The 23,257-nt window shown below is 46.8% G+C and carries 20 protein-coding genes; 4 read left to right on the top strand and 16 right to left on the bottom strand.

The window, feature by feature from the left end:
* Window positions 1–58 precede the first annotated feature (58 nt).
* The 3 genes from BMY75_RS14815 (at window position 59) to BMY75_RS14805 (ending at window position 7,842) form a co-directional block, all read left to right on the top strand.
* Window positions 59–3,400, top strand: coding sequence for an EAL domain-containing protein (locus BMY75_RS14815; protein WP_074835294.1), 3,342 nt, complete (start codon window positions 59–61; stop codon window positions 3,398–3,400).
* A 97-nt stretch (window positions 3,401–3,497) separates the two neighbouring features.
* Entirely contained in the window at window positions 3,498–6,101 is a 2,604-nt protein-coding gene (locus BMY75_RS14810) for an EAL domain-containing protein (RefSeq protein WP_074835291.1), read from the top strand.
* 13 nt (window positions 6,102–6,114) lie between these two features.
* Window positions 6,115–7,842 carry a LacI family DNA-binding transcriptional regulator gene (locus BMY75_RS14805; RefSeq protein ID WP_074835289.1) on the top strand — a complete coding sequence of 576 codons (1,728 nt, stop codon included), beginning with the start codon at window positions 6,115–6,117 and terminating at the stop codon, window positions 7,840–7,842.
* 410 nt (window positions 7,843–8,252) lie between these two features.
* Here the strand turns inward: BMY75_RS14805 and BMY75_RS14800 are convergent, their stop codons facing one another.
* From BMY75_RS14800 to BMY75_RS14725, 16 genes are all read right to left on the bottom strand, one after another.
* Entirely contained in the window at window positions 8,253–9,560 is a 1,308-nt protein-coding gene (locus tag BMY75_RS14800; RefSeq protein WP_242940251.1) for a M20/M25/M40 family metallo-hydrolase, read from the bottom strand.
* A gap of 26 nt (window positions 9,561–9,586) precedes the next feature.
* A complete protein-coding gene (locus tag BMY75_RS14795) occupies window positions 9,587–10,474 on the bottom strand; it encodes a metallophosphoesterase (protein WP_074835283.1) in 888 nt (295 codons plus the stop codon).
* A 42-nt stretch (window positions 10,475–10,516) separates the two neighbouring features.
* Window positions 10,517–11,041, bottom strand: a complete 525-nt coding sequence (locus tag BMY75_RS14790; RefSeq protein ID WP_074835281.1) for an SMI1/KNR4 family protein — start codon at window positions 11,039–11,041, stop codon at window positions 10,517–10,519.
* A gap of 20 nt (window positions 11,042–11,061) precedes the next feature.
* Window positions 11,062–11,910 (bottom strand): patatin-like phospholipase family protein, encoded by an 849-nt coding sequence (locus BMY75_RS14785; protein ID WP_074835278.1) that lies wholly within the window; start codon window positions 11,908–11,910, stop codon window positions 11,062–11,064.
* Between the two features lie 3 nt (window positions 11,911–11,913).
* Window positions 11,914–12,444 (bottom strand): hypothetical protein, encoded by a 531-nt coding sequence (locus BMY75_RS14780; protein WP_074835275.1) that lies wholly within the window; start codon window positions 12,442–12,444, stop codon window positions 11,914–11,916.
* A 15-nt stretch (window positions 12,445–12,459) separates the two neighbouring features.
* Entirely contained in the window at window positions 12,460–13,050 is a 591-nt protein-coding gene (locus BMY75_RS14775; protein WP_074835272.1) for a hypothetical protein, read from the bottom strand.
* Window positions 13,037–13,798, bottom strand: a complete 762-nt coding sequence (locus BMY75_RS14770; RefSeq protein ID WP_074835269.1) for a MotA/TolQ/ExbB proton channel family protein — start codon at window positions 13,796–13,798, stop codon at window positions 13,037–13,039. The genes BMY75_RS14775 and BMY75_RS14770 overlap by 14 nt, the downstream gene beginning before the upstream one ends.
* 301 nt (window positions 13,799–14,099) lie before the next feature.
* Complete coding sequence (locus tag BMY75_RS14765; RefSeq protein ID WP_074835265.1) at window positions 14,100–15,779, bottom strand: AMP-binding protein; 1,680 nt, start codon at window positions 15,777–15,779, stop codon at window positions 14,100–14,102.
* 21 nt (window positions 15,780–15,800) lie between these two features.
* Window positions 15,801–16,445 carry an HAD family hydrolase gene (locus BMY75_RS14760; protein ID WP_074835262.1) on the bottom strand — a complete coding sequence of 215 codons (645 nt, stop codon included), beginning with the start codon at window positions 16,443–16,445 and terminating at the stop codon, window positions 15,801–15,803.
* 777 nt (window positions 16,446–17,222) lie between these two features.
* Window positions 17,223–17,462 (bottom strand): hypothetical protein, encoded by a 240-nt coding sequence (locus tag BMY75_RS14755; protein WP_074835258.1) that lies wholly within the window; start codon window positions 17,460–17,462, stop codon window positions 17,223–17,225.
* 233 nt (window positions 17,463–17,695) lie between these two features.
* Window positions 17,696–18,565, bottom strand: a complete 870-nt coding sequence (locus BMY75_RS14750) for a tRNA lysidine(34) synthetase (RefSeq protein ID WP_074835255.1) — start codon at window positions 18,563–18,565, stop codon at window positions 17,696–17,698.
* A gap of 59 nt (window positions 18,566–18,624) precedes the next feature.
* Window positions 18,625–18,978, bottom strand: coding sequence for a hypothetical protein (locus BMY75_RS14745; protein ID WP_074835252.1), 354 nt, complete (start codon window positions 18,976–18,978; stop codon window positions 18,625–18,627).
* 30 nt (window positions 18,979–19,008) lie between these two features.
* On the bottom strand, window positions 19,009–19,410 hold the full coding sequence (locus BMY75_RS14740) for a hypothetical protein (protein WP_074835249.1): 402 nt from the start codon (window positions 19,408–19,410) through the stop codon (window positions 19,009–19,011).
* 12 nt (window positions 19,411–19,422) lie between these two features.
* Window positions 19,423–19,905, bottom strand: a complete 483-nt coding sequence (locus tag BMY75_RS14735) for a COG2426 family protein (protein ID WP_074835246.1) — start codon at window positions 19,903–19,905, stop codon at window positions 19,423–19,425.
* Complete coding sequence (locus tag BMY75_RS14730) at window positions 19,905–20,759, bottom strand: tetratricopeptide repeat protein (protein WP_074835244.1); 855 nt, start codon at window positions 20,757–20,759, stop codon at window positions 19,905–19,907. Before BMY75_RS14730 ends, BMY75_RS14735 begins: the two co-directional genes overlap by 1 nt.
* A 23-nt stretch (window positions 20,760–20,782) precedes the next feature.
* Entirely contained in the window at window positions 20,783–22,036 is a 1,254-nt protein-coding gene (locus BMY75_RS14725; RefSeq protein WP_139199844.1) for a hypothetical protein, read from the bottom strand.
* A 303-nt stretch (window positions 22,037–22,339) separates the two neighbouring features.
* Here BMY75_RS14725 and BMY75_RS14720 point away from each other — a divergent pair.
* Window positions 22,340–23,257 (top strand): NAD(P) transhydrogenase subunit alpha (locus BMY75_RS14720; RefSeq protein WP_074830147.1); only part of this gene is annotated, 918 nt, incomplete at its 3' end.

Genomic DNA, 23,257 nt, shown 5'->3' with positions numbered 1-23,257 from the left:
GATTTGTGCTATAATTTATATCAAATACATACAATAAGCCCGAACAGAGGTTTTTATAATGACAAACAACAGGAAACATATCGCTTTATTTGTCGGACAGGCAGACGAAAGCTACCAGAGCAGATTCATAACAGGCTTCCTGAGAAATGCTTTTGCTCTTGATATGGACGTGTGCGTGTTTTCGATGTACCATAAATATCAGGATACAGCTATACGTGAAAAGGGCGAGACAAATATATTCACGCTGATGCGCCCCGAGCTTTTCGACGGCGCAGTGGTGCTGGCAGATACTATACAGACCGCGGGGGCAGCCGAAGACCTTGATGAATGGCTGTACGAGAATTTCCACAAGCCCGTGCTGATGATAGAATCACAAAGCAGACACTTTCCCAGCGTTTACACCGACTGCCGCGAATCCATCGAAGCTCTCATCGACCATCTTGTAACAGTACACGGTGCTGAGGATATCGCTTTTCTGTGCGGCAAACAATGGCACAAACACTCTCAGCAGCGTCTGCATGCTGTGCAAAACTCTCTGAAAAAGCACGGCCTTTCCCTGCCCGAGGACAGGATAATATACGGCGACTTCTGGTATCTCAGCGGTGAGCTTTGCGCTGACCGTCTGCTAAATTGCGGCAAAAAGCTGCCAGACGCAGTGATATGCGCCAACGACTGCATGGCGATAGGTCTTTGTCAAGCATTTGAAGAAAGGGATATAGCTGTACCCGAAGAGATAGCAGTAGTCAGCTACGATTCCATTTTCGAGGGTCAGACTTCTCCTAAGCCAATAACATCGGCGGTAATACCCGCTGAGGAGCTCGGCGAGTATTCGGCAGGGTATATGGCGGACAGATTCGCAGGCAGAGAGACTCCCCCGTTCTATGCGCCTAAAAATCTTTTCATGGGCGAAAGCTGCGGCTGCTCACATTCCGATATCCCCAAGATCAGCAACCGCAGAATCGAATGGGGCACTGTTATATCTCAGGAGGGCTTTGATTCGGTAAACAACACAATGGCTGACGACCTCATATCCCAGACCGACCTTGCAGGCTTTGCGGGTACGGTATACTCCCACGCTTTCAAGATAGGCGCAGAGAATTTTCACCTCTGTCTTGGCGATCTGTGGCGGTATATGGGCAAGAGCAGCGATGTGCATTTCGGCAACGACGGCTACCCAGATAATATGATATACGCAGTCAGGTTCAATAAAAGCTTCAAGGACGGCATTGCAGGACTTGATATTTCCTTTGACAGCAGCAAGCTTCTCCCCGACCTTTTTGAAGAGCGTGAAAAGCCAAGGGCTGTGTTCTTCACGCCTGTTTTCTCGGAAAACACCTGTTTCGGCTACGCGGCAGTGGAATACGGCGACAAAGCGAGAAGCTACGATGAGACCTACCGCAAGTGGATACTGCTGGTATCCCGCGGACTAGAGGCACTGAGAAGATATCTTGAAGCAAACCGCATACAGGAACAGCTGAATAATCTCAAAAGCTCCAAATTTGCGGCGATCAATGCGGCTTATGAAAATCTCGACAGCGAGGAAAAAGCTGATTACAAGCTGGTCACAAAGATACTGGACAACAATCTTTTCACCTACAAATTCCAGCCGATAGTAGATACAAAGGACAGCTCAATATTCTCATATGAGGCACTGATGCGCTCGAACACAGATAGAAACCTGCCGCCGCTGACGATAGTCAGATACGCCGATATGCAGCACAGGCTGGTAGACATAGAGAGAGCCACATTTATGAATGTGCTGAACATAGTCGAAAATAACCTTGAAAAGCTGGGCGGCGCAAAGATATTCATAAACAGCATACCGGGCATAATGCTCGAAGATGAGGACCTAAGGACAGTTGAAGGTTATCTGGAAAAGCTTTCGGACAACGTTGTTGTAGAACTGACAGAGGAATCCCAGCTGGCAGATGACGAGCTGGAAAGACTGAAAAGCATCCTTCAGCGTCACAATATAAAGATAGCCGTTGACGACTACGGATCAGGCTATTCAAATGTAAACAATCTGCTGAGGTATATGCCTAACTTCGTCAAGATAGACAGAGCCCTCATCAGCGAGATACAGATAAAACCCCAGAAACAGCACTTCGTTAAAGAGATAATCAACTTCTGCCACGATAACGACATACTGGCGCTGGCTGAGGGTGTTGAGACCTCCGAGGAACTGCGTGTCGCGATAATACTGGGTGCTGACCTTATTCAGGGCTTCTACACAGGCAAACCCGCTCCTGATTTCATGGAGGAGGTAAGCGAAAGCGTACGCAAAGAGATAGCGGCTTACCGCAGCGAATTCCTTGCAGGCAGCAATATTCAAAGATATATCGCAGGCAAGACCAACCGTGTATCACTTTCTGCACTTACCAAGGAGAGCATAGCCGAGATAGTCGTGGGCAAGGGTGCGATGATATACAAGGATATCACATTATACGGCTCTCCCGGTGCGAATTCAAATCTGCATATAAATATCGAGAACGGCTACAAGGGCAGGATAACACTGGAAAATATCTCCCTGACCAACGACAGGAAGTGTCCTGCGGTGGAGGTAGGCGAAAACTCAGATGTTACACTGGTGCTTTCGGGCGACAACGTGTTGATGAATTCGGGCATAATAGTGCCAATGACATCAAAGCTCACCATCGAGGGTGACGGCAATATGGTAATAGTCCTGAATTCCCCTGAATTCTGCGGCATAGGAAATCTCCCCGACAGTTCGGCGGGTGAGCTGATATTCGCCCAGAGCGGCACTATCGAGATAAAGGGGCACGGAAATTCCGGCATATGTATCGGCAGCGGCAAAGGCGGAAAGATACGTATGTTCAGCGGACAGTACATACTCAGCACCAACGGCAGCAGAACAGTCTGCATAGGTTCTCTTGCAGGGGATGCAAATGTGCTGATAGACAGCAGCAATATCATCGTTGATTTCACCACACAGGACGGCGCAGCCATAGGTTCTGTGACGGGCAGTTCAAAGATATCCATATCAAAATGCACCATGAAACTGCAGGGCGACGGCTCCGAGATAGTGGGGCTGGGCTCGGTAAGGGGTGAAAATGCGCAGGTATCGGTGGATATCTCCAGCCTGAACATGGAGATAGGCGGAATATCGCTGACAGGAATAGGCGCACTTCGGGGCACCACAAAGTGTGAGATGTCATCCACGATCACGAAGTTCATGCTTTCGGGCGCTGATTCTCTTGCAGTTGGCGGGTATTCCGATGATACTTACATAAGAATGAACAGATGCGATGCAAAGTGGGACGTAAGGAACAATCTTGATACCGACTGCTTTGCGGAGGAGGAGAATTTCAGGATAATAAACGGCAGCGGCAGATTCATCGTGAACGGCAAGGAGATACAGCGTGCCAACAGCAGCGACTGAACCGATTATACCGCGATCATCCCATGAAAGATACCATCATGACAAGACACATACTTTATGATAAAATCATAGCGAATAAATAACAAGGGGAACTTTTATGTTTACATGGAATTTCAGGTATGCTTCAAAAGCGCGTCTTGCAGATACATTCCAGCAGCTTATGCTGGACCCTAAAAACGGAGATATACTCATAAGGATCCACACTGCTATACATCTTGAAGATGAGGCGGTGGAGCTTGCCAGGTACATATCCCAGCTGATACCCGAAGCCCATATCTTCGGGACAAGTACCTCTGCCACCATATGCTGGGGCAAGCTGATACAGAACCAGTGTATAATCTCTGTAACACAGATGTCGAAAGGCACCATAAGGACAGCCATGCTTCCCACATTTGAGGAGAACGGTCTGCCCGTGACTTCTGATGATCTGTGCATGGCTGTAAGGGACGCTGTAATAAGTGATGATACCAAGCTCATGCTGACTTTCCTTACAAGAAAGTATCTGGGCGTGTATAACTTTGTGGAAAAGAGCAACAAGTACTTCCCCGGAGTGCAGATGATAGGCGGACTTGCAAACACTTCCGAGGTCAGCCTGAAAAAGTTCCTTGATTCCGGCTTTGTTTTCAATGAGAAGGGCTGGTCGAACAGGGCGATAATCGTTGCGGCTATAAGCGGTGCCGAAGTAGAAAGTTTCAGCTCCTACGCCACTGGCGTTCAGGCGCTGGGCGAGGAAAGGGAGATAACCGATACTTTCTGCTCCTGTATACTTTCTCTGGACGGCAAGGACGCCGCAAGAGAGTACCGTCTGGGCATAGGCGACGAACTTACCGACAGACCGGAGCTTACAAATCTTTTCCCCTATGTTTATTCAGATGTCAGCGATATACCAATATTCGTGCGTTTTTCGGAGAATCAGTCGCTGAACGATATTTTCGACAGCAGTGAGCCTATCATAAGCAAGCTTCAGAAAATGTATCCCGAAAAGGATTATAACATAAAGCGGGAGCGGATATGCGCGAACCACAATGTAACTGTGGGCAAAAAGCTGAGGCGTGCATTTATTTACGACCGCAAAGTTATCGCGGATAACCGCTCGCTTTACAGAAGGATAGAGAATTTTGAAAAAGCTGAGACCTTGTTCGGATACTCCTGCATAGCCCGTTCGATGATATACTCAAACTGCGTAAAGTGGGAGCTTTCGGCATATGAGAATTCAAATATGTGCGGCTGTATCACCGAGGGTGAGATAGCCCATGTCAACGGCAGGAACACTTTTGCTAACTGCTCATTCGTCGTATCGGTAATAGGCGAATCCCCTGCTACTCAGGAGTATAACCCCTATGCTTTCTCACATACGGATTCGCTTATCGCTGATAACAGAGAGATGCTGAACTATCTATACGATATCGAAAACAAGCTGAATGCAAACGAAGCTTTCTCAGCGGCGGACAGCCTTAAAGCATTCGTGCGGGACTGCGAGCTGAAGATGCTGTATTCGGATACAGAAGAACTGCCCAACGCCGCAGCCATGAGTATGGATATAAAGCTGAATGGCTACGACCGCATATGCATGATTAACGTATTTGAAACCTATGCCATGAGCAGTGTGTTCCCGAAGGCGATCATAGACCTGACCTACAAGAACTACATAACCAAATGCATGAGCTATGCTAAACAAAGAGGATATAAGGTATACCACATCAAGGACTGGAACCTTGCCATAGGTGCGCCCTCATATATGTACGCCCTTCCGGACTTTGTAAGGGATATGGAAAAGCTGCAGCGGGATCTGTTTGAAACATCTGAGGACTATATAGCCATAGTGCCTCTTTTCAGCGTTCTTGACGGCTGTACCATCGAGAATATAGAGCAGGCTGTCCATTCAGCAAGGCTTACCATGTCCAGCAAGAATATGCAGTTCTGCGTAAGGGACGCAAGTTCGGATATGCTTGACGAGGAAAGCATACGCGAGCGCTATCACATGGTAAACGTGATAAACTATGCCATAAATCATGATAAGGTAATACCATATTTCCAGGGGATACATGATAACAAGACCCATACTGTACACCACTACGAATCGCTGATGAGACTTGAAGACGAAAACGGAAAGATATACTACCCCGGCAGTTTTCTCGACGTTGCAAGGTCATACGGTCTGCTTTACGATTCCCTTTCAAAGACGATGATAACCAAGGTCTTTGACAGATTCAAGGACGTCACAGACAAGTGCGTAAGCATAAACATCGGCATGAGGGATATCAAGAACCGCGAGATAGTCGATTACATATACGATTTTCTTACCACGGTCAAGCACCCCGAAAACTTCGTCTTTGAGATACTTGAAAATGAGGATATCGACGATTACGACACCCTTGTGGCTTTTGTTGACAAGATTCACGACCTTGGTGGACAGATATCCATCGACGATTTCGGCAGCGGTTTCTCGAACCTGAAGCATATAGCCAGCATACACTGCGATTATCTTAAAATAGACGGTTCTATCGTGAGAAACTGTACAAAGGACGAACAGTGTGCAAATCTGATAGAACTGATAGCGGGCTGGAAAAGACTCAGCAAACACAAAATGCGCATTATCGCGGAGTTTGTGGAAAATCAGGAGATACAGGATCTTCTTATGGAGTACAACATAGATTATTCTCAGGGATATCTGTTCTCAAAGCCTTGTCCCGAGATATGACAGGGGTGAGCTGATGGAAAATATCAGAAAAACTGAAAAAGTCATCTGTATGATACTTGAAGATATCAACAGCGATTTTTCAAAAGAACTGGTAAAAAGCGTCGCGAACGCCATTTCTGAAAAGAAGCAGATAAGGCTGGTGGTACTGCCTGTAAAGTACGACTACGGCATTGAAGACAACTCTCTGCACAAGTACCGAGAGATCTACAACAACATACTGCGGTTCAGCGAGATATGCAGCATAGACGGTCTGATAATCCATCTCGGCAGCGTCAGCGAGCGCGACAAGGATTCCCACGGGATAGTTGATGAACTTCTTGAAAGGCTGGCAGATATCCCGAAAGTTCTGGTGGCTTCAGACCTGAAAGATGCTGTAACGGTGAATTACAACAACGAAAACGGCATACGTGAAGCCATCGAGTTCATCGCGAACATCGAAGGTCTTACCAAAATATGTATGCTTGGGGGCAGAGATGACAACAAAGATGCCCGCGACAGAAAAGAGATATTCATAAAATGCCTGCATGATTACAGGCTGGAATACAGCGAAGATCAGTTCGAGAATACGGATATGAGCGAGGATTCATTCGCGGCTGCCGAAAGACTGCTGGATCGCAATCCCAATGTGCAGGCGATATTCTGTATCAACGATGCTGTCGCAAAGGGACTGTACACCACGCTGAAAGCCCGTGGCAAGATAATAGGCAGAGATATCATGGTATTCGGCTTTGACAATACCCGTATGTCCAGCGACCTTGACCCGCCGCTATCCTCTGTTGGCGCTGACAGTTCATCACTTGGGGGCAGGGCGTTAGAACTTCTGCTTTCGATTATAAACGGCGAAGAAGCGAGATCCGATACTGTACCCACAAGGCTTTACGGCAGAGCTTCCATGCCATATGAGACCTATGAATACAACCCTATCGAGCTTTCAAAAGCAGAACCTGCTTTCATATATAAGATGTTCAACGACTGCTTTTACAGGTACAAGCTGGAATCCATCGACAGAGAAAATGTGGATCTCAAAAGACTGTTCTTTGAGTTCATGTCAAAAATGCTGACAGCCTGCAAACATTCATACATGGACGTGGAAACTTTTGGCAAACTTAACATGATGATAGACAAGTTCTTTGAAAAAGGTGCCATGCGGTACACCGATTCCACGAAGCTTACCACCAGCATCGAGAAGATACAGAACATCATGAACAAAAATGCCCGTTCTCTTGCTGCTACGGTGTTTATAAACAGGCTGTTCGCCCGCATGAAAGACAGGGCTATCGTGAATCAGTCGAAAGAGCTCATCAGCCACGAGCGAAAGACGAACCGTGTCCGACAGCAGATAAAGGAATTCATCGTATCGTGTATGGATAAAACAGGCTGCAGTATGTACCGCAATTTCGACAAGCTGGGTCTTGACAATGCTCTGCTTTTCATCTTTGAAAAGCCTATAGTCCACGACCTCGGTGAAGAGACCCTACTCCCGAAGAATATACTGCTCAAATGCATGATGCACATGGGCGACCTGTACCTTATGCCCGAGGAAAGGCAGAAATTCAGGGTGGAGGATATCTTCGGCTGCAACAAGCTGACGATGAAATGCAATGGCTTTGTGTCATTCCCCGTAATATGCGGCAGAAGGCTGTTCGGTCTGCTTATGTGCGAGCTGACCGACGATATATGCGAAAACGGCGAGTTCATCGCCATGGAGCTGGGCAGGAGCCTGGCATTATCGGAACAATGATCACTGCCCGAAGCTGATATGACTTCGGGCGTTTTTTTATTGGCGTTCATCCGCTTTCCCGAGTTTGAAGGCTGTAATGCCTTTTCTTCGATAACTATCCCGCCGATCAATGCAAGAGCCATCAGCACAACGTACAGGTTTTTTACGGGCATACCTTTTCCTGCTTTAAGTATCTCATAAAGTTCTGTCATAATGTTACCTCCTGATATTTTATCAAAACTGCAATATGCGAAAAACACTTTTCACTATCAGGTAAAAATGCGAAAAAGTTGTACGTTTTTGTACAACTCTTGCAGAAATATGTCCGAGTTAAATAAAAAAACAGTTGTCTGCACAATGAATGACATCTGCTTTTGGTGGATATAACAACAAAAATGCCGCAGAGGGAGAATCCTCTGCGGCGGGTTATTTTAGTCTTTCATGCATATCTCTGCAATAGCATTGGCATACATATTCAGGTTCAGCTTGAAAGTTTCCATGGAGATATGCTCATCATCGCCATGCATATTGTTGTTCTCCCAGGGGAATTCAGCGCCGAAAGCCACAGCACCGGGAGTATTGTGTACATAAGTTATGCCGCCCTCAGCGATGCAGCTGCCCTTTTCACCCTTGACCCTTTCGTAGACCCTCAGCAGTGCCTGAACGAAATCGCTGTTTTCATCAACATAATGGGGTTCCATGCCCTCGCAGGTATCTATCTTGAAACCGATGCCGCATACAGCATCCTTGATTATGCCGCTTATCTCGGCATAAGTGCGGTCTATTGGGAAACGGATATCGATACCGCCGCAAAGTCTGCCGTCCTTAGTTTTCAGCACGGTCAGGGCGCAGGTCATCCTGCCCGATATCTTGTCCTCAAAACCCAGTCCGCAGGTCTTTCCGTCAAACTCACCGTGGGGGAACAGCTTTTTCAGACAAAGCAGCAGCGCATTTGTACCCTCATATCCCGCAAGGAACTTAGTCACCGCATTATCGCCGTTTTCGGGACGTGAACCGTGTGCGGAAAGTCCTACAGTAAGAGAATCTCTGCCGTCAGCATATATTACAGCACATCTGTCGGGGATAGCATTTATCGCCATGCCCGCATCTATCGAAACTATCTCGCTGTCCTCAAAGGGCGCAGAGAAAGTCATATGCACCATGCCCTTTTCACAGTTCAGCACAGGGAAAGAACCATCTGGAGTAAACACCATTGGCGGGAACTTCTCGCAGTTTTCGTAATACTCCATATCGGTGCAGCCGTTTTCCTCGTTTCCGCCGAATATTACTCGGAAATTCTTCATGGGCAGACCCATCTCACGTATCGCCTTTACTGCCCACAGTACCGCGGTAGCAGGACCTTTATCGTCTATGGTGCCTCTGCCATAAAGCACACCGTCTTTCTGTGTGAGTTCAAAAGGAGGAAAGCTCCAGTTACTGCTGACAGGCACAGTATCGAGATGCGCCAGTATTCCCAGCACAGGCTCTTCATCTGCTGAATAATCGCCCCTGACTGCATAGTTATCAAAATTCTTAGTCACCATGCCCAGTGACTTCATCTTATCCTCGCCCCATGCCAGCGCCTTTGCAGAACCCGCTCCAAATGGCTTGATATCGGCATTTTCGTCAGCTATGCTCTCTATACCTATTATCTCCGCTAGGTCGGCAAGTATCTCATCTGTGTGCTTGTCGAAATATTCCGCAAAAGCTGCGGAAAGCTGTGTTTTATCCATCATCATTCGCCTTTCCCTTAATTTTTGTCAGTTCAAATCTCCCAGGCATGACCTTTCATATGCTTGGTGGGCTGTTTTTTGCCCGTCAGCGTGAGAAGCATGATCTGTGAGGGGTCATTTATCCTGAATTTTCCAAGACCCGCCGTTACCGCCATGACAGCTTTTCCCAGCCTGTACAAACCTTTGGTATACTTTGGCAGAAATCTGCGCTCAGGTGAAAGCAGACCGCCTATTATCGGCAGACGTATCACGCCCCCGTGAACGTGTCCCGAGAACACGATATCAGCGCCCCACTGTTCGTAGGCTTCAAAAAACAGAGGATTATGCCCTATCAGCAGATCACAGTGATCGGGGTCGCTAAGACCCAGGTATCTCGCTATGGTATTGCCGTCGGGCACGGGCAGATCTTTGTAGGAACCGTCCTTGTTTATGAAGTATTTCAGCGGCATCTGAAGCCCGTAGATATTTATCCTGTCACGTCCGCGGCAGATGACCGCCATCTCGTTTCTCAGGGCGTTTATGCCCATGCTTTTCAGCTTGTGGAACATAGCGTCGCAAAGCTCGGGACGGTGCATCTCGTGATTTCCCGGAGCGTAGTATACAGTCGCTATCTCGTTAAGCGCTTTGATGAACTTTACTTTACCGCCAAGCTCCTTTTCGTCCTTGCTGTAAAGATCCCCCGCGAATATGATTATATCGGGGGAAGCCGCCTTAACCGAATCCAGCAGAAAACACTGATCCTTACCGAACTTCTTATGATGAAGATCGGCTAAAAGCATGACTTTCAAGCCCTCAAAGGACTCGGGGAGCTTTCGGCTGTACACAACTTCCTTGTCAAGAACAAGCTGTCTGTTGCCAAGAAAAGCGTTAATGCCCGCAAACATTGATCCTGCCGCGAGCAGAGCAGTTTTCCATTTCATTTTTTACCTCTTTCGGTCTGTCCTGTTTTCGGGACAGTATCTCTATTCAAGATCAAAATCATCCGCGCTGACCAGACCTTTTATAAATTCTTCAAAGCTGTCTGACAGCGGGACTATCCTGTAGTCGTTTTCCTGTTCAACATAGACCACCTTAGGTTCACCCTGACTTCCGCATTCGCGGTAATCAAGGAATACCATCTCATGCCCTGCCGTGGGGGTATCGCAGATGACTACACCTATGGCAGGATAATCCCATTCGTCTATCCAGAACTCTGTGCCAAGCTCACCGCAGACTGAATTTTCAAGCTTTCTGTCAACGCCATAAATACCCTCTATGGCGATGTGGTCTTTCGACCATGAGGTGGGGATATCCGTGCGAAAAGCAGTATTATTCGGAATACCGCCGTTGTGCTGCTTTATAAGGTATTTATAGGACTCGGGCAGCTTGTAGCCCAGTTCATCTTCCACCGACTTTACATATTCGTCCGTCGGTATCTCACCCACGTATTTCGACAAGGCGTACTTACTGTCACGCCAGAAACCGGAAAGATCAAAGCTTTCAAACAAAATGCTATCCTTCTTTCACATCACTTTTCGAGATAGGCTTTCAGCTTATCCATAGCCCACACTGCGTGCTTGTAGCCGTGGTCGTAAAGCTTTTTCAGCTTGCGCGGGTCACCCTCGATACGGTCAACGCCGAAGGTGGTCTTTGGCGTGAATACGAATATCTTGCCCTGTTTTGAGAGTTCCATTATCTCATCGACGCATTTGTTATAACGCTCTGCCCTTGTAGTCAAAGCTTTGGCAAATGCGGAATATTTTGCAAATCTCAATGCGCAGAGTTTTGTCATACTGTCGGAATGTTTGCGGTAATCTCTCGGGCGGGTGAGTATCACTATGTTCTTATCACAGCCCATCTCCATCGCCTTTTTATAGGGTATGGAGTCGGCAACTCCTCCGTCAAGATACCTTTTGCCGTCTATCTCTATCTCAGGGAAAAGCATGGGCATGGCACAGCTTGCACGAAGCTTGTACCATTTCCTGTCCTTTTCGTCCACCCGAAGATATTCAGCCTTGCCCGTTTCAACATTGGTCGCCACAGCGTAGAATTCACCCTTGTATCTGCCCAATGCTTCATAATCGTAAGGCAGTAGCTTGTTCGGGATAGTATCATAGTCGTAATCCAGATTATAATAGCTTTTGTTGCGGGGATCTATGAGGTGCTTCACACCCATATATTCAGGGGTGGGCATGAATTCCGAAGCCAGCCTGTAATTTCTGCCATGCTGACGCGAAGCATAGCTCACGCCGAAAGCCGAGCCTGCCGATACGCCGAATATCCTGTCAGCCATTATATCATTTTCCAGAAGTGCATCCAGTATTCCACAGGAATAGACCGTCCTGCTGGCACCACCCTCAAGAGTAAGTCCGAGCATATATTACTTTGCCGCAGATTCGGGTGCAGATTCACCAGCAGAAGGAGTTTCAATGGTGAACTCTCTGCCCATTTCAGTAAGGGCATTTGTAAGATCTTCCATAGTGTTCTGGGTAGCATTGTCATCCTCGATGAGTGCAACAACATCCTTGTTCATCTTATCCATTGAGAATGTGTCTTTAAGGTCATCAAGGCTTACTTCGCTGCCCTTGTAGAGGTATGTGCTGCCCGATACCTTTATGTTTTCATAGACCTTCTTCATCTCAGCTACTGAGCTTTCATCTTCATCAGCCGATACCACAACAGCTCTGTCGGGAGTGCCGCTGCCGTCCTCGGTCTCCTTGCCCTTTCCGCCGAAACCGAATCCGCTGCCGTCAAACAGACCCAGCAGCTTTGCCAGCAGAAGAGCCAGTATCAATATAAGTATCAGCACCACAAATGTGGCAGCCCTGCCGCTCTTTTTCTTCTTCTGATTCTTCTTTTGCTTTTCAGCGTCTTCTCTGTACATCTTCTCAACCTCTTTCTCTATGCTCATATTGATTACCTCCTGTTATCTGGCAGTATTTATAAAGGTGCAGTAGAAATTCTTATAGCTTTTGCCAAGCCTGTTCACTGCATCACTTATCTCCGAAACATCACGGAAAAGCGCACGGCTTCCGTCGTATACGAAAGCACAGAGCACAACATCCTCACTTGCGATACCAGCTTTTGTAATTGCCTGACTTATCGCCGAATACACATCGTTCTCCGAAGTCACAGCTGTTCTGGCAAGCTCATTATCGCCGTTGGTGACGATAAGCTCGCCTCCGGGGGAATACCTGAGATTTATGGTCAGCATCAGCCCCTTGCCGAAATTCTCCAGCGCCTGCTGATTTGCGGCGGCATCCCTGTTAAGATGCTCCGCACGCTCCTGCGCTTTTTTGATCTCGCTGTCAGCCTGTTCTCTCATGCTTTCCAGCTTATCCTCGGTCTCCGCCCTGACCTGTGCAACCTCAGCCTGCGCCTGTGCGATACGGCTGTCAGCGTCCTCGCGGACTTTCGTGCTTCCCTCCTGAACATTTATCATCATCCAGAAAAGCATGATGAAGATAACATCCAGCAAGGCGGTCAGCTCGATGATGATGCCTTTATTTTTCCTCATAGTCATCACCCTCGGAAATATCGAAAAGCTCTCTCAGCAGAGCCACGCCCTTTTTAGGCGAACCGCTCTTCACAGTTTCTTCCTTATACTCGGGTATATCATCGTCATCATCTGTCACCCCGAAAAGGTCGCCCATAGATTTCAGAACCTTTTTCGGTGAAGTTTTACTATGGTATTCCTCCATGACCGCGGACTTTTCCTTTATGGTGCTGACTTTCCGCGGTGCAGGCTTTGGCTCGGCAGGGATATCTTCCTGCACTGTCCTGAAATTTCTGGTGAGATATAACTCAACGCTCTTTTCGTTGTCCTCTATCTTAGCTGAAACTATGCCGTCAAGAAACTTGAATATTATGGCGAAGACCAGCCCCCAGAAAGTCGAAGTAAGTGCACCGTAGAAATTGCCCGTGACATTAGTGCTGTCCGACACAAGGCTCAGCAGTGATATTACCGTACCCAGGATACCCAGCAGCGGGAATATTCCCGTAAGGTTCACAAACAGCGAATACAGCTTGCCTGTGTTGTTCCTCATCGCCACGATATCCTGCTCTCTAAGCCCTGATATGTCCCTGTCAGCCTCCCGCCGCGATGCTCCACCATCGGGAACAAAGACTGTCAAGTGCATTTTTTTGTACAGTTTATCAGCCGAATACTTCAAACGGCGATAAACCACCGCCGTAAACAGCGCCGCTATAAATATAAGTATATCATAACCCCAAAGGTTCATGAATATTACCGAAATGAGTTTCATAATGTGCCCCTCTTTATGTATTCTTTCTGCGGAACGCTCCGCACATAACACAATAATATAATAACACATTTATCAACAAAATGCAAGAACTTTTTCAATATTTTCACGTCATTTTACACAAATCAAAATTCCGCTCTGCATGACTGTAGATAATAATTTATCCTACGGACTGCAGTGGCTACTGAGGGAAACCTTTCTGAAGAAAGGTTATCCCCCAATCGGCACCGCAGTCCGTAGGATAAATCATTGTTTGCAGTAATGCAAAAACGGACAGCGCGTTTGGCACTGTCCGTTATGTTTATCAGTTATTGTGAGCTTCCTCGTATTTTCTGTGGTCGTTGTCCCTGATCTCGACACGGCGAATCTTACCGCTGTCGGTCTTGGGGAGTTCATCCACGAATTCGATGATACGTGGGTACTTATAGGGCGCTGTGGACTTCTTTACATAAGTCTGAAGTTCCTTGACAAGTTCGGGAGAGCCAGTATAACCCTTTGCAAGCACGATAGTCGCCTTAACTACCTTTCCGCGGATCTCGTCGTCAGCCGCTGTTACAGCAACTTCCATTACCGAGGGGTGTTCCATCAGTATGCTCTCTATCTCGAAAGGTCCTATGCGGTAGCCAGAAGCCTTGATAAGGTCGTCAGTTCTGCCCACATACCAGAAATATCCGTCCTCGTCGCGGTAGGCGGTGTCGCCTGTGTGGTAGATTCCGCCGCGCCATGCGTTGTCGGTAAGCTCGGGATTGTGATAGTACTCCTTGAAGAGTGCGGGGTGCTTGCCTCTTTCAGCCCTGATGATTATCTCACCTGTTTCGCCAACATCACAGCTTGTGCCGTCCTTGCGGATTATATCAACATCGTACAGCGGTGAAGGCTTGCCCATGGAGCCGGGCTTGGGCTTCATGCCGTAGAAATTCGCAATTATAACAACGCTCTCGGTCTGTCCGAAACCTTCCATCAGCTCCAGACCCGTGAACTCCTTCCAGCGGTTGAAAACTTCCGCATTAAGAGCCTCACCAGCGATACAGCTGTACTTTATGCCCGAAAGGTCGTAGTTGCCCAGACCTTCCTTTATAAAGAACCTGTACATGGTAGGCGGTGCGCAGAATGAAGTTATATTGTAGTCCTGAAGAACTTTCAGCATCTTGTCGGGATGGAATCTGTCCATATCGTAGATAAATTCCTCAGCGCCGCAAATCAGCTGACCGAACATCTTGCCCCATGCACATTTAGCCCAGCCCGATTCGGAAACTGTCAGGTGTACCGAAGTTTCATCAACGTGATGCCAGTACTTTGCAGTAGTTATTGAACCTGCCGCATAAGCGTTGGCATGGATAGCCATTTTGGGCTGACCTGTTGTACCTGAGCTGAAATATGCCAGCATATAGTCGTTCTTGGAGATGTCCTGCTTTTCAAGTGTGTCGGGATATTTGGACAGTTCCTCCAGGAAATCAGTCCAGCCCTCTTTCTGTCCGCGGCATATAAATCTCTCTTTTATGCCGTCGTACTTCTTGCAGGCTTCGTCGATACGGTCTGCAACTTCATCAAAATAAGTGGCGCAGACGTACTTCACACCAGCCGCATTGAAGCGGTAGATGTAGTCCTTGGGCATCAGCTGGCTGGTTGCGGGGATAAGCACACAGCCTATCTTTATAAGACCGTAAGCCAGTATCCAGAACTCGTAATGCCTTTTCAGCACTGCCAGCAGCATATCGCCCTTTTTAACGCCGTGAGCCAGCATCATGTTAGCGCACTGGTTGGAGAGTTTGCTCATTTCCGCATAGGTGAATTCCTTTTCACCGCCGTGGTCATTTACCCAGTGCAGCATCTTTTTATCGGGATAACGCCTTGCCAGCTCGTCTATAACGTCATAACCGAAGTTGAAATCGTCTTTCAGCACCAGCTCGAACTTTTTCAGCGTGCCTTTCTCGTCAACCTCTTCATTGACGAACTGTTTATAAAAATCGTTCATATCGGACATACGATTGCCTCCATTGTCTTTTTAATATTTAGGTATATCTTCGGGGACGCGGGCTATGTGGTCAGCCCCTGCGGAAACAAGCTCTTCCTCAGTACGGAACCCCCATATACAGCCTATACACTCTATCCCTGCGTTGTGTGCGGTAGCTACATCTACGTTTGAATCTCCCGAATGGATACATTCATCGGCAGAAACATCAAGTTCTTCCATTATCTGATACATGATATCCGGTGAAGGCTTGGTTGGTACGCCCTCGCGCTTGCCGTGTATGCTGTCGAAAACGTCCTTGCCGAAGAGCGCTTCCACCACCCTGACGGTGCAGTCATCGGGCTTGTTTGAAGCTACAGCCAGCTTACAGCCCCGCGCTTTCAGTTCTGCCAAAACTTCCTTTATTCCGTCATAGGGCTTAGTCTTGCACAGCATCCTCTCGGCATATACCTTTGAATATTCACCGTGAACCGCCTTTATGACCTCGGGTGTCCGCTGATCTTCGGGCAGACTGCGCTCTATCAGTTTCAGTGCACCGTTACCGACGAAGTATTTGTATTTTTCGGTGTCATGTGTAGAAAATCCATGTTTTTCCAGCACGATATTCACCGAATCTGCCAGATCGCACAGCGAATCCGCCAGCGTGCCGTCCAGATCGAAAATATATAGCTTTTTCATACGATAAACCTGCCAATATCCTTCAAATATTACATCTATCCAAAATTCCTACAAATATACATATTTTTTACATTAATCGAATTTTTATACATCTGTCAAAATTCCATAGCCTATTATACTATTCTCGCATGAAAATTTTGTGTTCGATATATTACCAATTAATTAACTTATATGACTGATTACGATATCAAAAAAGCAGTATTATATTAATATGTATCCAATTTTATCCATTCAGCTTGAAAATTATCCTCTTTCAACAGAAATCTAATGAGTTTGTGAAAATTTGTGATAATAATATAATAAAAGTCTTGCGAAATGAAAACAAGGTCTTCCAGTTTGACAACAAGCGGTTAAAATATAGCTTTATCCCTTGCATTACCGCGGGATACGTGCTATACTGTCGTTGAAAGGAAACCAAGCGGCTGAAAACGGCGGCTGCCGTCGGACCGATCACCCGACGCAGAATGATCCTACACCGTTCTCACCGCACATTATATCCTTGAGCTGTGTTTACGGTATACGGCATAAAATACCGTGATCCCACAGCTTGCGCGGGGCAGCCGATACCACTGCCGCCGCAGCCCATTACGAAAAGAGGTGTATGCTATATGACTTCGCGGCAGCCCGAAGGCTGCAAATCTGCGGGCGCAATAAGCAGCTTGCGCTTGGCAAAATCGGTAAAAAATGTAAGTATAAACGCTTGCACACTTAAAATACTATGCAATAAAAAGACGGGAGGTCATTCTGTATGACCTCCCGTTTTCATTGTTATCCTATTCAGAACAGTCTTACCCTGCCGTATTTCAGCAGATCTCTGTATGGGAAAGGCATTGATATAGACCTTTCCACGCAGGCCTCTACCAGAAGCGCCGAAGAGAGCCTTTTTCCCTGCGCGATCTCCATGGCGATATAATTCCTTATCTCATTTATCTCACTCTCGTGTTCTTTGCACCAGTCGTTTACTACATAATACTGGGGCGAATGTTCATTTTTATTCTTCTTCCTAAAAAATAACACAATAATCCCTCCCTTAAATTATATAAGTTGTATGACTTACTCGCTGTTCTTCCATTTACTTTTAATCATTATATCACATTAAAATTGAGATGTAAAGAGAAATTTATTTTTCAAGCTAATTATCTCTTAAATTTGTTGAATTTCATCAGCTAATTAAAATTGTTTAACCTTATTTTCATCAAAAAAAATTAAGTCCGAAAGTAACTTAAACTTTCGGACTTATCCATAGCTTATTATTCATCGCTGCCCGCGATAGTTCCGCGGACGCTTCTTCCCTTGTCATAATCATCAAGAAAATGGTGATATTCATCACCTATGTGATAGCTGATTATAGTCTGCAGATTGACATTCTCAACGCTCCTGAAAATGTTCTTATCTATGGCGGGGCTCACCTCGCGAAGTCTTTTCAGCAGTTCCTTGACTTCCTGTCGCTTGGAATTGCTGCTGCCGTCCTCGTAGACTTCCCTTTCCTCGGTGAATCTGCAGGCGCACTGGATGAATTCAAGGCCGTTATACTTGCTCCACTTGATTATATCTTCTTCACGTACCATATATAAAGGGCGTATAAGCTGCATACCCTCGAAATTTTCGCTGTGTATCTTGGGCATCATGGTCTGCACCTGTGAACCGTAGAGCATACCCATCAGTATCGTTTCGATAACATCATCGAAATGATGACCCAGGGCTATCTTGTTGCAGCCCAGTTCCTTAGCATTTTTATAAAGGTATCCGCGCCTCATCCTCGCACATAGATAGCAGGGGTTCTGCTTGACATTTACCACCGAATCGAATATCTTGGTCTCAAATATCTTTATGGGTATATCCAGCTTTGCGGCGTTGTCGATTATCTTCTGCCTGTTTGCGGGAGCATATCCAGGATCCATAACCAGATACTCCACATCGAAAGGCACCTTTGAATACCTTTGCAGGCGCTTCATACACACCGCCATCATCATGGAATCCTTGCCGCCCGAGATACAGACAGCTATCTTGTCGCCCTCCTGTATCAGCTGATAATCCTTTATGCCTTTAAGAAATCTCGACCATATGCCCTGCCTGAATTTCTTCACCAGCGAGAGTTCGATGTCGTTTGGTATTTCCATAGAAACTTCCCCTTTAACTTTTCGATAAAATAAAACTTCACGGCGCACTGCTGATGCTGTTACCCCTTTTTCGTGACACCGATAGGCTCGTAGCCAAGCCCTTTCAGGTACTCGTCCAGCAGGCTGAACCACTTATCTAAAGCGGCTTTTTCGTCCCCCTCGGCTTTCAGCACACATTCAAAGCAGTCCTGACAGGTATTATCGCCGTAATACCACTCTACGAAATCCGTGAACCCGTAGGGTATTATTATGTTCTTCGTGCCGTTGAAAAGCCTGTCGGCTGTGAGCATACCGTCCATATATGTACGCAGGAAAGTTATGCACTCGCAGCCAAGGAACAGCGCAGGTTTTTCTCTGAGCATCCTGTAAAACTTTCTTGCCTCAGGAGAGATGTCCCTGTCTTTGTAAACCATATCTTCCACCCTCTGATCTTCTGTATATTTTTACGGAACCGTATCTTGCTGACACCTGTTCCGAAATTCTTCAAATATTTTCTCACGTTCGCCCAGGGGCTCATACCCCAGCGATACAAGATATTCGTCCAGCAGACCGAACCACTTGAAAAGCGCCGCTCTTTCGTCCTTTTCCTCTTTAAGCACCATGCTGAAAGAATTATGAGCATTCAGGTTTTCACCGTATCTCTCTGCCGCAAAATCGTTAAAGCCCTCGGGGATGATAACGCGCCCGGTATCCATATCGAACACCTGACTGTAAAACTTCATACCATCGATAAAGTGCCACAGCCTTGTTAAGCTCTCACAGCCGATATACATACCCGGTCTTGCTTTCATCAGCTTTAAATGCTCCCTGACTTCCGGCGATATATCCTTTGGTCTGCTGTCCATAAATTCTCCCTGTTATTTTGTGATAAACATATTAAAGCCCATTACTGTCAGCAACGTAATGATTGTCGCCGCCAGCAGGACACCGCAGATCACAGCGATAACGCTTTTCTTGAAATCAAGGTCAAGCATACTTGCCGCGAGAGTTCCTGTCCATGCGCCCGTACCGGGAAGTGGTATCCCCACGAAAAGCAGCAGCGCCCAGAACATTCCCTTGCCTGCCTTTGCCTTCAGCTTTTCTCCGCCGTGATGACCTTTTTCAAGGCACCATGAGAAAAACTTGCCTATAACAGGCTTATCCTTGCCCCATTCCAGCACCTTTCTCGCAAAAAAGAATATTATGGGAACAGGCAGCATATTGCCTATCATCGAGATGATAACAGCCTGCTGCCATGGCACACCGCATTTCATCACGCCGAAGGGTATCGCGCCCCTCAGCTCGACTATAGGCACCATTGAAATAAGAAATGTTATAAAATGACCGTATTTAGTAAGCATTATGTAGTCTCCTTAAAAGTATCATCAGCCGTGTGACGCTTGCCGTAAGCTTCCTCGACCTCTATCATCAGTTCTTTCAGGCGAACCGCCTGCGCCCTTGTTTCCACAAGTTCTGCCGCTGCAAAGCACATATCCTTTGCAGAAGCCCTGTCGCCGCTTTGCAGATAGACTTTTCCAAGTCCAATACAGCACTCGCACTGCAGACTTTCGTCATTCTGCCGCATCGCCGACTGGAACAGCCTGTAAGCATTCTCAGTTCTGCCGTTCAGAAGGCAGAGCATACCAAGCGTATGAAGTATGAACCCGCTTCGCTTTCCCATCACCGCACGGTCAAAATAGTGTCGCGCCTTGAAGTAGATATCATTAGCAAGCTCGGTATTTCCCTCAAGCACCGCGGAATACAGGCAGATATTGAAGTATTCTTCCTGCTCTTTGCCGTTGAGCTTAGCAAAATCAAGTTCTTTCAGCATTGCCCGGCAATCAGAGAAACGTCCGCCCTCAAGGTACATCGAAGCCATGAAAAGCTTTCCGCTGCCGTAATTTGATGCACGGGTAAAATCCGAAAGCTTCCTGAAATATTCGTCGTCATACCCTTTGGTCAGCCTGTGATTCGCCAGTTCATCAAGTTCGATATGCTTTATCACATCAATCCACGCCGAAAAAGTCCCAAACAGGCAGAAAAGCGCAACCATCACAACAACCCATACGTTGAAGCACTTCATCAGCGAGATACTCATGTCATTTATCAGCCATACCGCTACCATAATTATATAACTGCAGACCATCGCATATGAAGCGCTGTGCAGAAGATTTACCACAAGACTGTTTACCTTGCTTATTTTTATAAGCTTCATACCAATGACCTCCTGTCCGAAAATTATCCCAGTTTAGCTATTATATCGAAATATCCGCCCAGAGCGGTAGCCAGCCTGTTATCGTTGGTTATGTCGAAAAATACAGCCTCTCCGCCCTCTTTGATTTTGTTCTTCTCCAGCCAGTCAGCTATCTCTTCCTCGTTTTCTGCGGGGATAGCGTCGTAGTATATCTGGGTGAAGATATGTCTGCGCCTTGAAGCATCATAGACCTGTGTTGAATGGTCACATACCACTGAATAAGTGTGTTCATCAAGGAACTTCTTTACACGCTTTTTGGCGTCCTTATCAAGATCGCTGTAAGTTTTCTTGTCAGCGAAAAAACCGTCATCGTCAAGGTCTTTAAGAGCTTTCCATGCGTCCTCAAAACGCTTTTCCTTTATCATCTGCGCAACGCTCTCACGAAGCTCGGGGCTGTTATCGAATGTGGCATTCTCGTCCTCGATAGTCCCCCTCGCCGTGACGATATTGTTCACGTAGGTCTGTGGCATATTTGCATCCTTGACTTCATCCAGGGAAGTCAGAGCTGTGTAATCAAATATAAAATCTTCGTCGATATTGAAAAGCACCTTGCCATCATCGCTGGGAGGTGTACATTTAAACGACCAGTTATTCTTCAAAAGCGGCATCATATCAAGAGTTTTTGTGAGCCAGGAATAGCAGTCATCTTCGTTTTCAATGCGGAATTTCGCATTGACAGAATCGCCCTTGCTGAAATTCAGCAGAAAATACTCATCATAGAAAAGCATCTCCTTGATGCCTGCACAAACGTAGCTTCTGGTATACATACCGTGCTCGGAATAAGTGCTCTGGAGCCAGTTTTTATTGTTCATATCTGTCTCCGCCCAGTGTGTCCACACCATATCGGCGAAAACCGTTTGCATTATCTTGCTAAGCTGTTCTGACTTTCTGTGGCGGTCAAAGAACTTGTAGTAAGCGCTGGACGGTTCCAGAAAATCGCACAATGTATTGATATCGCCCGCTTTCACCGCCTCGAGAAAAGCGTCTGTCTGCTGACTTATCTGTTCCAGTTGTTCCGAATAATCGAGCTCCACGCCGATGTTCTGAAGCTGTTCGCCAAGTGCATCGGGGTCGGGCTCATCGGGAACGTCAATGTCCGATTTATTGGACTTTTTATCTGTCGTAGAAGTGCTGATCTTCGTCTTGCCCTCACCGACGCTTTTATCACCGCAGCCGCCCAATGAGATACACATCACAGCGGCAAGCAACAAACATAAAGATCTATGTTTTAAACTCATTTTCTATCCTCCGTTTATCTGTTGCCAAAGGCATACACATACACTTTAATAGTATATCACACTCCCGCATATTTTACAATAGGCGCACAATATTTTTGTGAATTTAGCCAAAACAGCACCCGAAAATACACATTATTAATACTCTGTTTTCGTCACCCTCAGCCGCATATACTTACGGCAGATTTTCCCGAACCGCCCGACATAGTTTTTTCAGAAAAAATTCTGTATCTGATATCTTTACATTTCGGGGGAAATATGGTATATTGAAAATAGTTTGATTTTTTATCGAAAGGAGTTTTTATCATGAAGAAAATACTGGTCTGCCGGGAGACCGACCCGCGTGAAACCCGCGTGGCGCTGATCCCCGATGACATCAAGCGGCTCATAAGCATGGGCTACGAAGTAAAAGTTACCCGCGGAGCGGGCGAAAAAAGCGGCTTCAATGACGAGGCTTACGAGAAGGCAGGCGCTGTTCTTGTATCCTCTAACGAAGCAGGATACGAGGGCAGCGAAATTATTTTGAGGATAATGAAGCCCGAAAGCATACAGGGTATACCCTCAGGTGCTCTCCACCTCAGTTACCTCGATCCGTTCAATGAGAAAGAATTGCTGAACGATTTCGCAAAATCGGGTATCCAGGCAGTTTCTCTGGAAATGATCCCCAGAACTACCCTGGCACAGAAAATGGACGTTCAGTCCTCCCAGACCTCACTGGCAGGCTATACTGCTGTAGTAAATGCAGCTGCAAAACTGCCTAAGATCCTGCCCATGATGGTTACTCCTTCCGGTACTATCCAGCCCGCAAGAGTGTTCATCATCGGTGTCGGAGTTGCAGGTCTTCAGGCAATAGCTACTGCAAAGCGTCTCGGTGCTCGTGTTGATGCTTTCGATACACGTCCCGTTGTTGAAGAACAGGTAAAGTCCCTGGGCGCATCTTTCGTTAAGATAGACCTGGGTGAGATGGGACAGACCGATCAGGGTTACGCTAAGGAGCTCACACCCGAGCAGATAGCTAAACAGCAGGAAGCTCAGGCTAAGGTTTGCGAACGTTCAGATATCGTCATCACTACCGCTAAGGTATTCGGTAGAAAGGCTCCCCGCCTTATCGGCAAGGACGTTCTTGACCGCATGAAGAAGGGCGCAGTTGTTGTAGATATGGCAGTTTCCACTGGCGGTAACGTTGAAGGCTCAAAGCTCTTTGAGGACGTTGTTACCGAAAAC

The sequence above is a fragment of the Hominimerdicola alba genome (assembly GCF_900109655.1).
Classification (GTDB): domain Bacteria; phylum Bacillota; class Clostridia; order Oscillospirales; family Ruminococcaceae; genus Hominimerdicola; species Hominimerdicola alba_B.
This window is presented reverse-complemented; position numbering and strand designations above follow the sequence as displayed.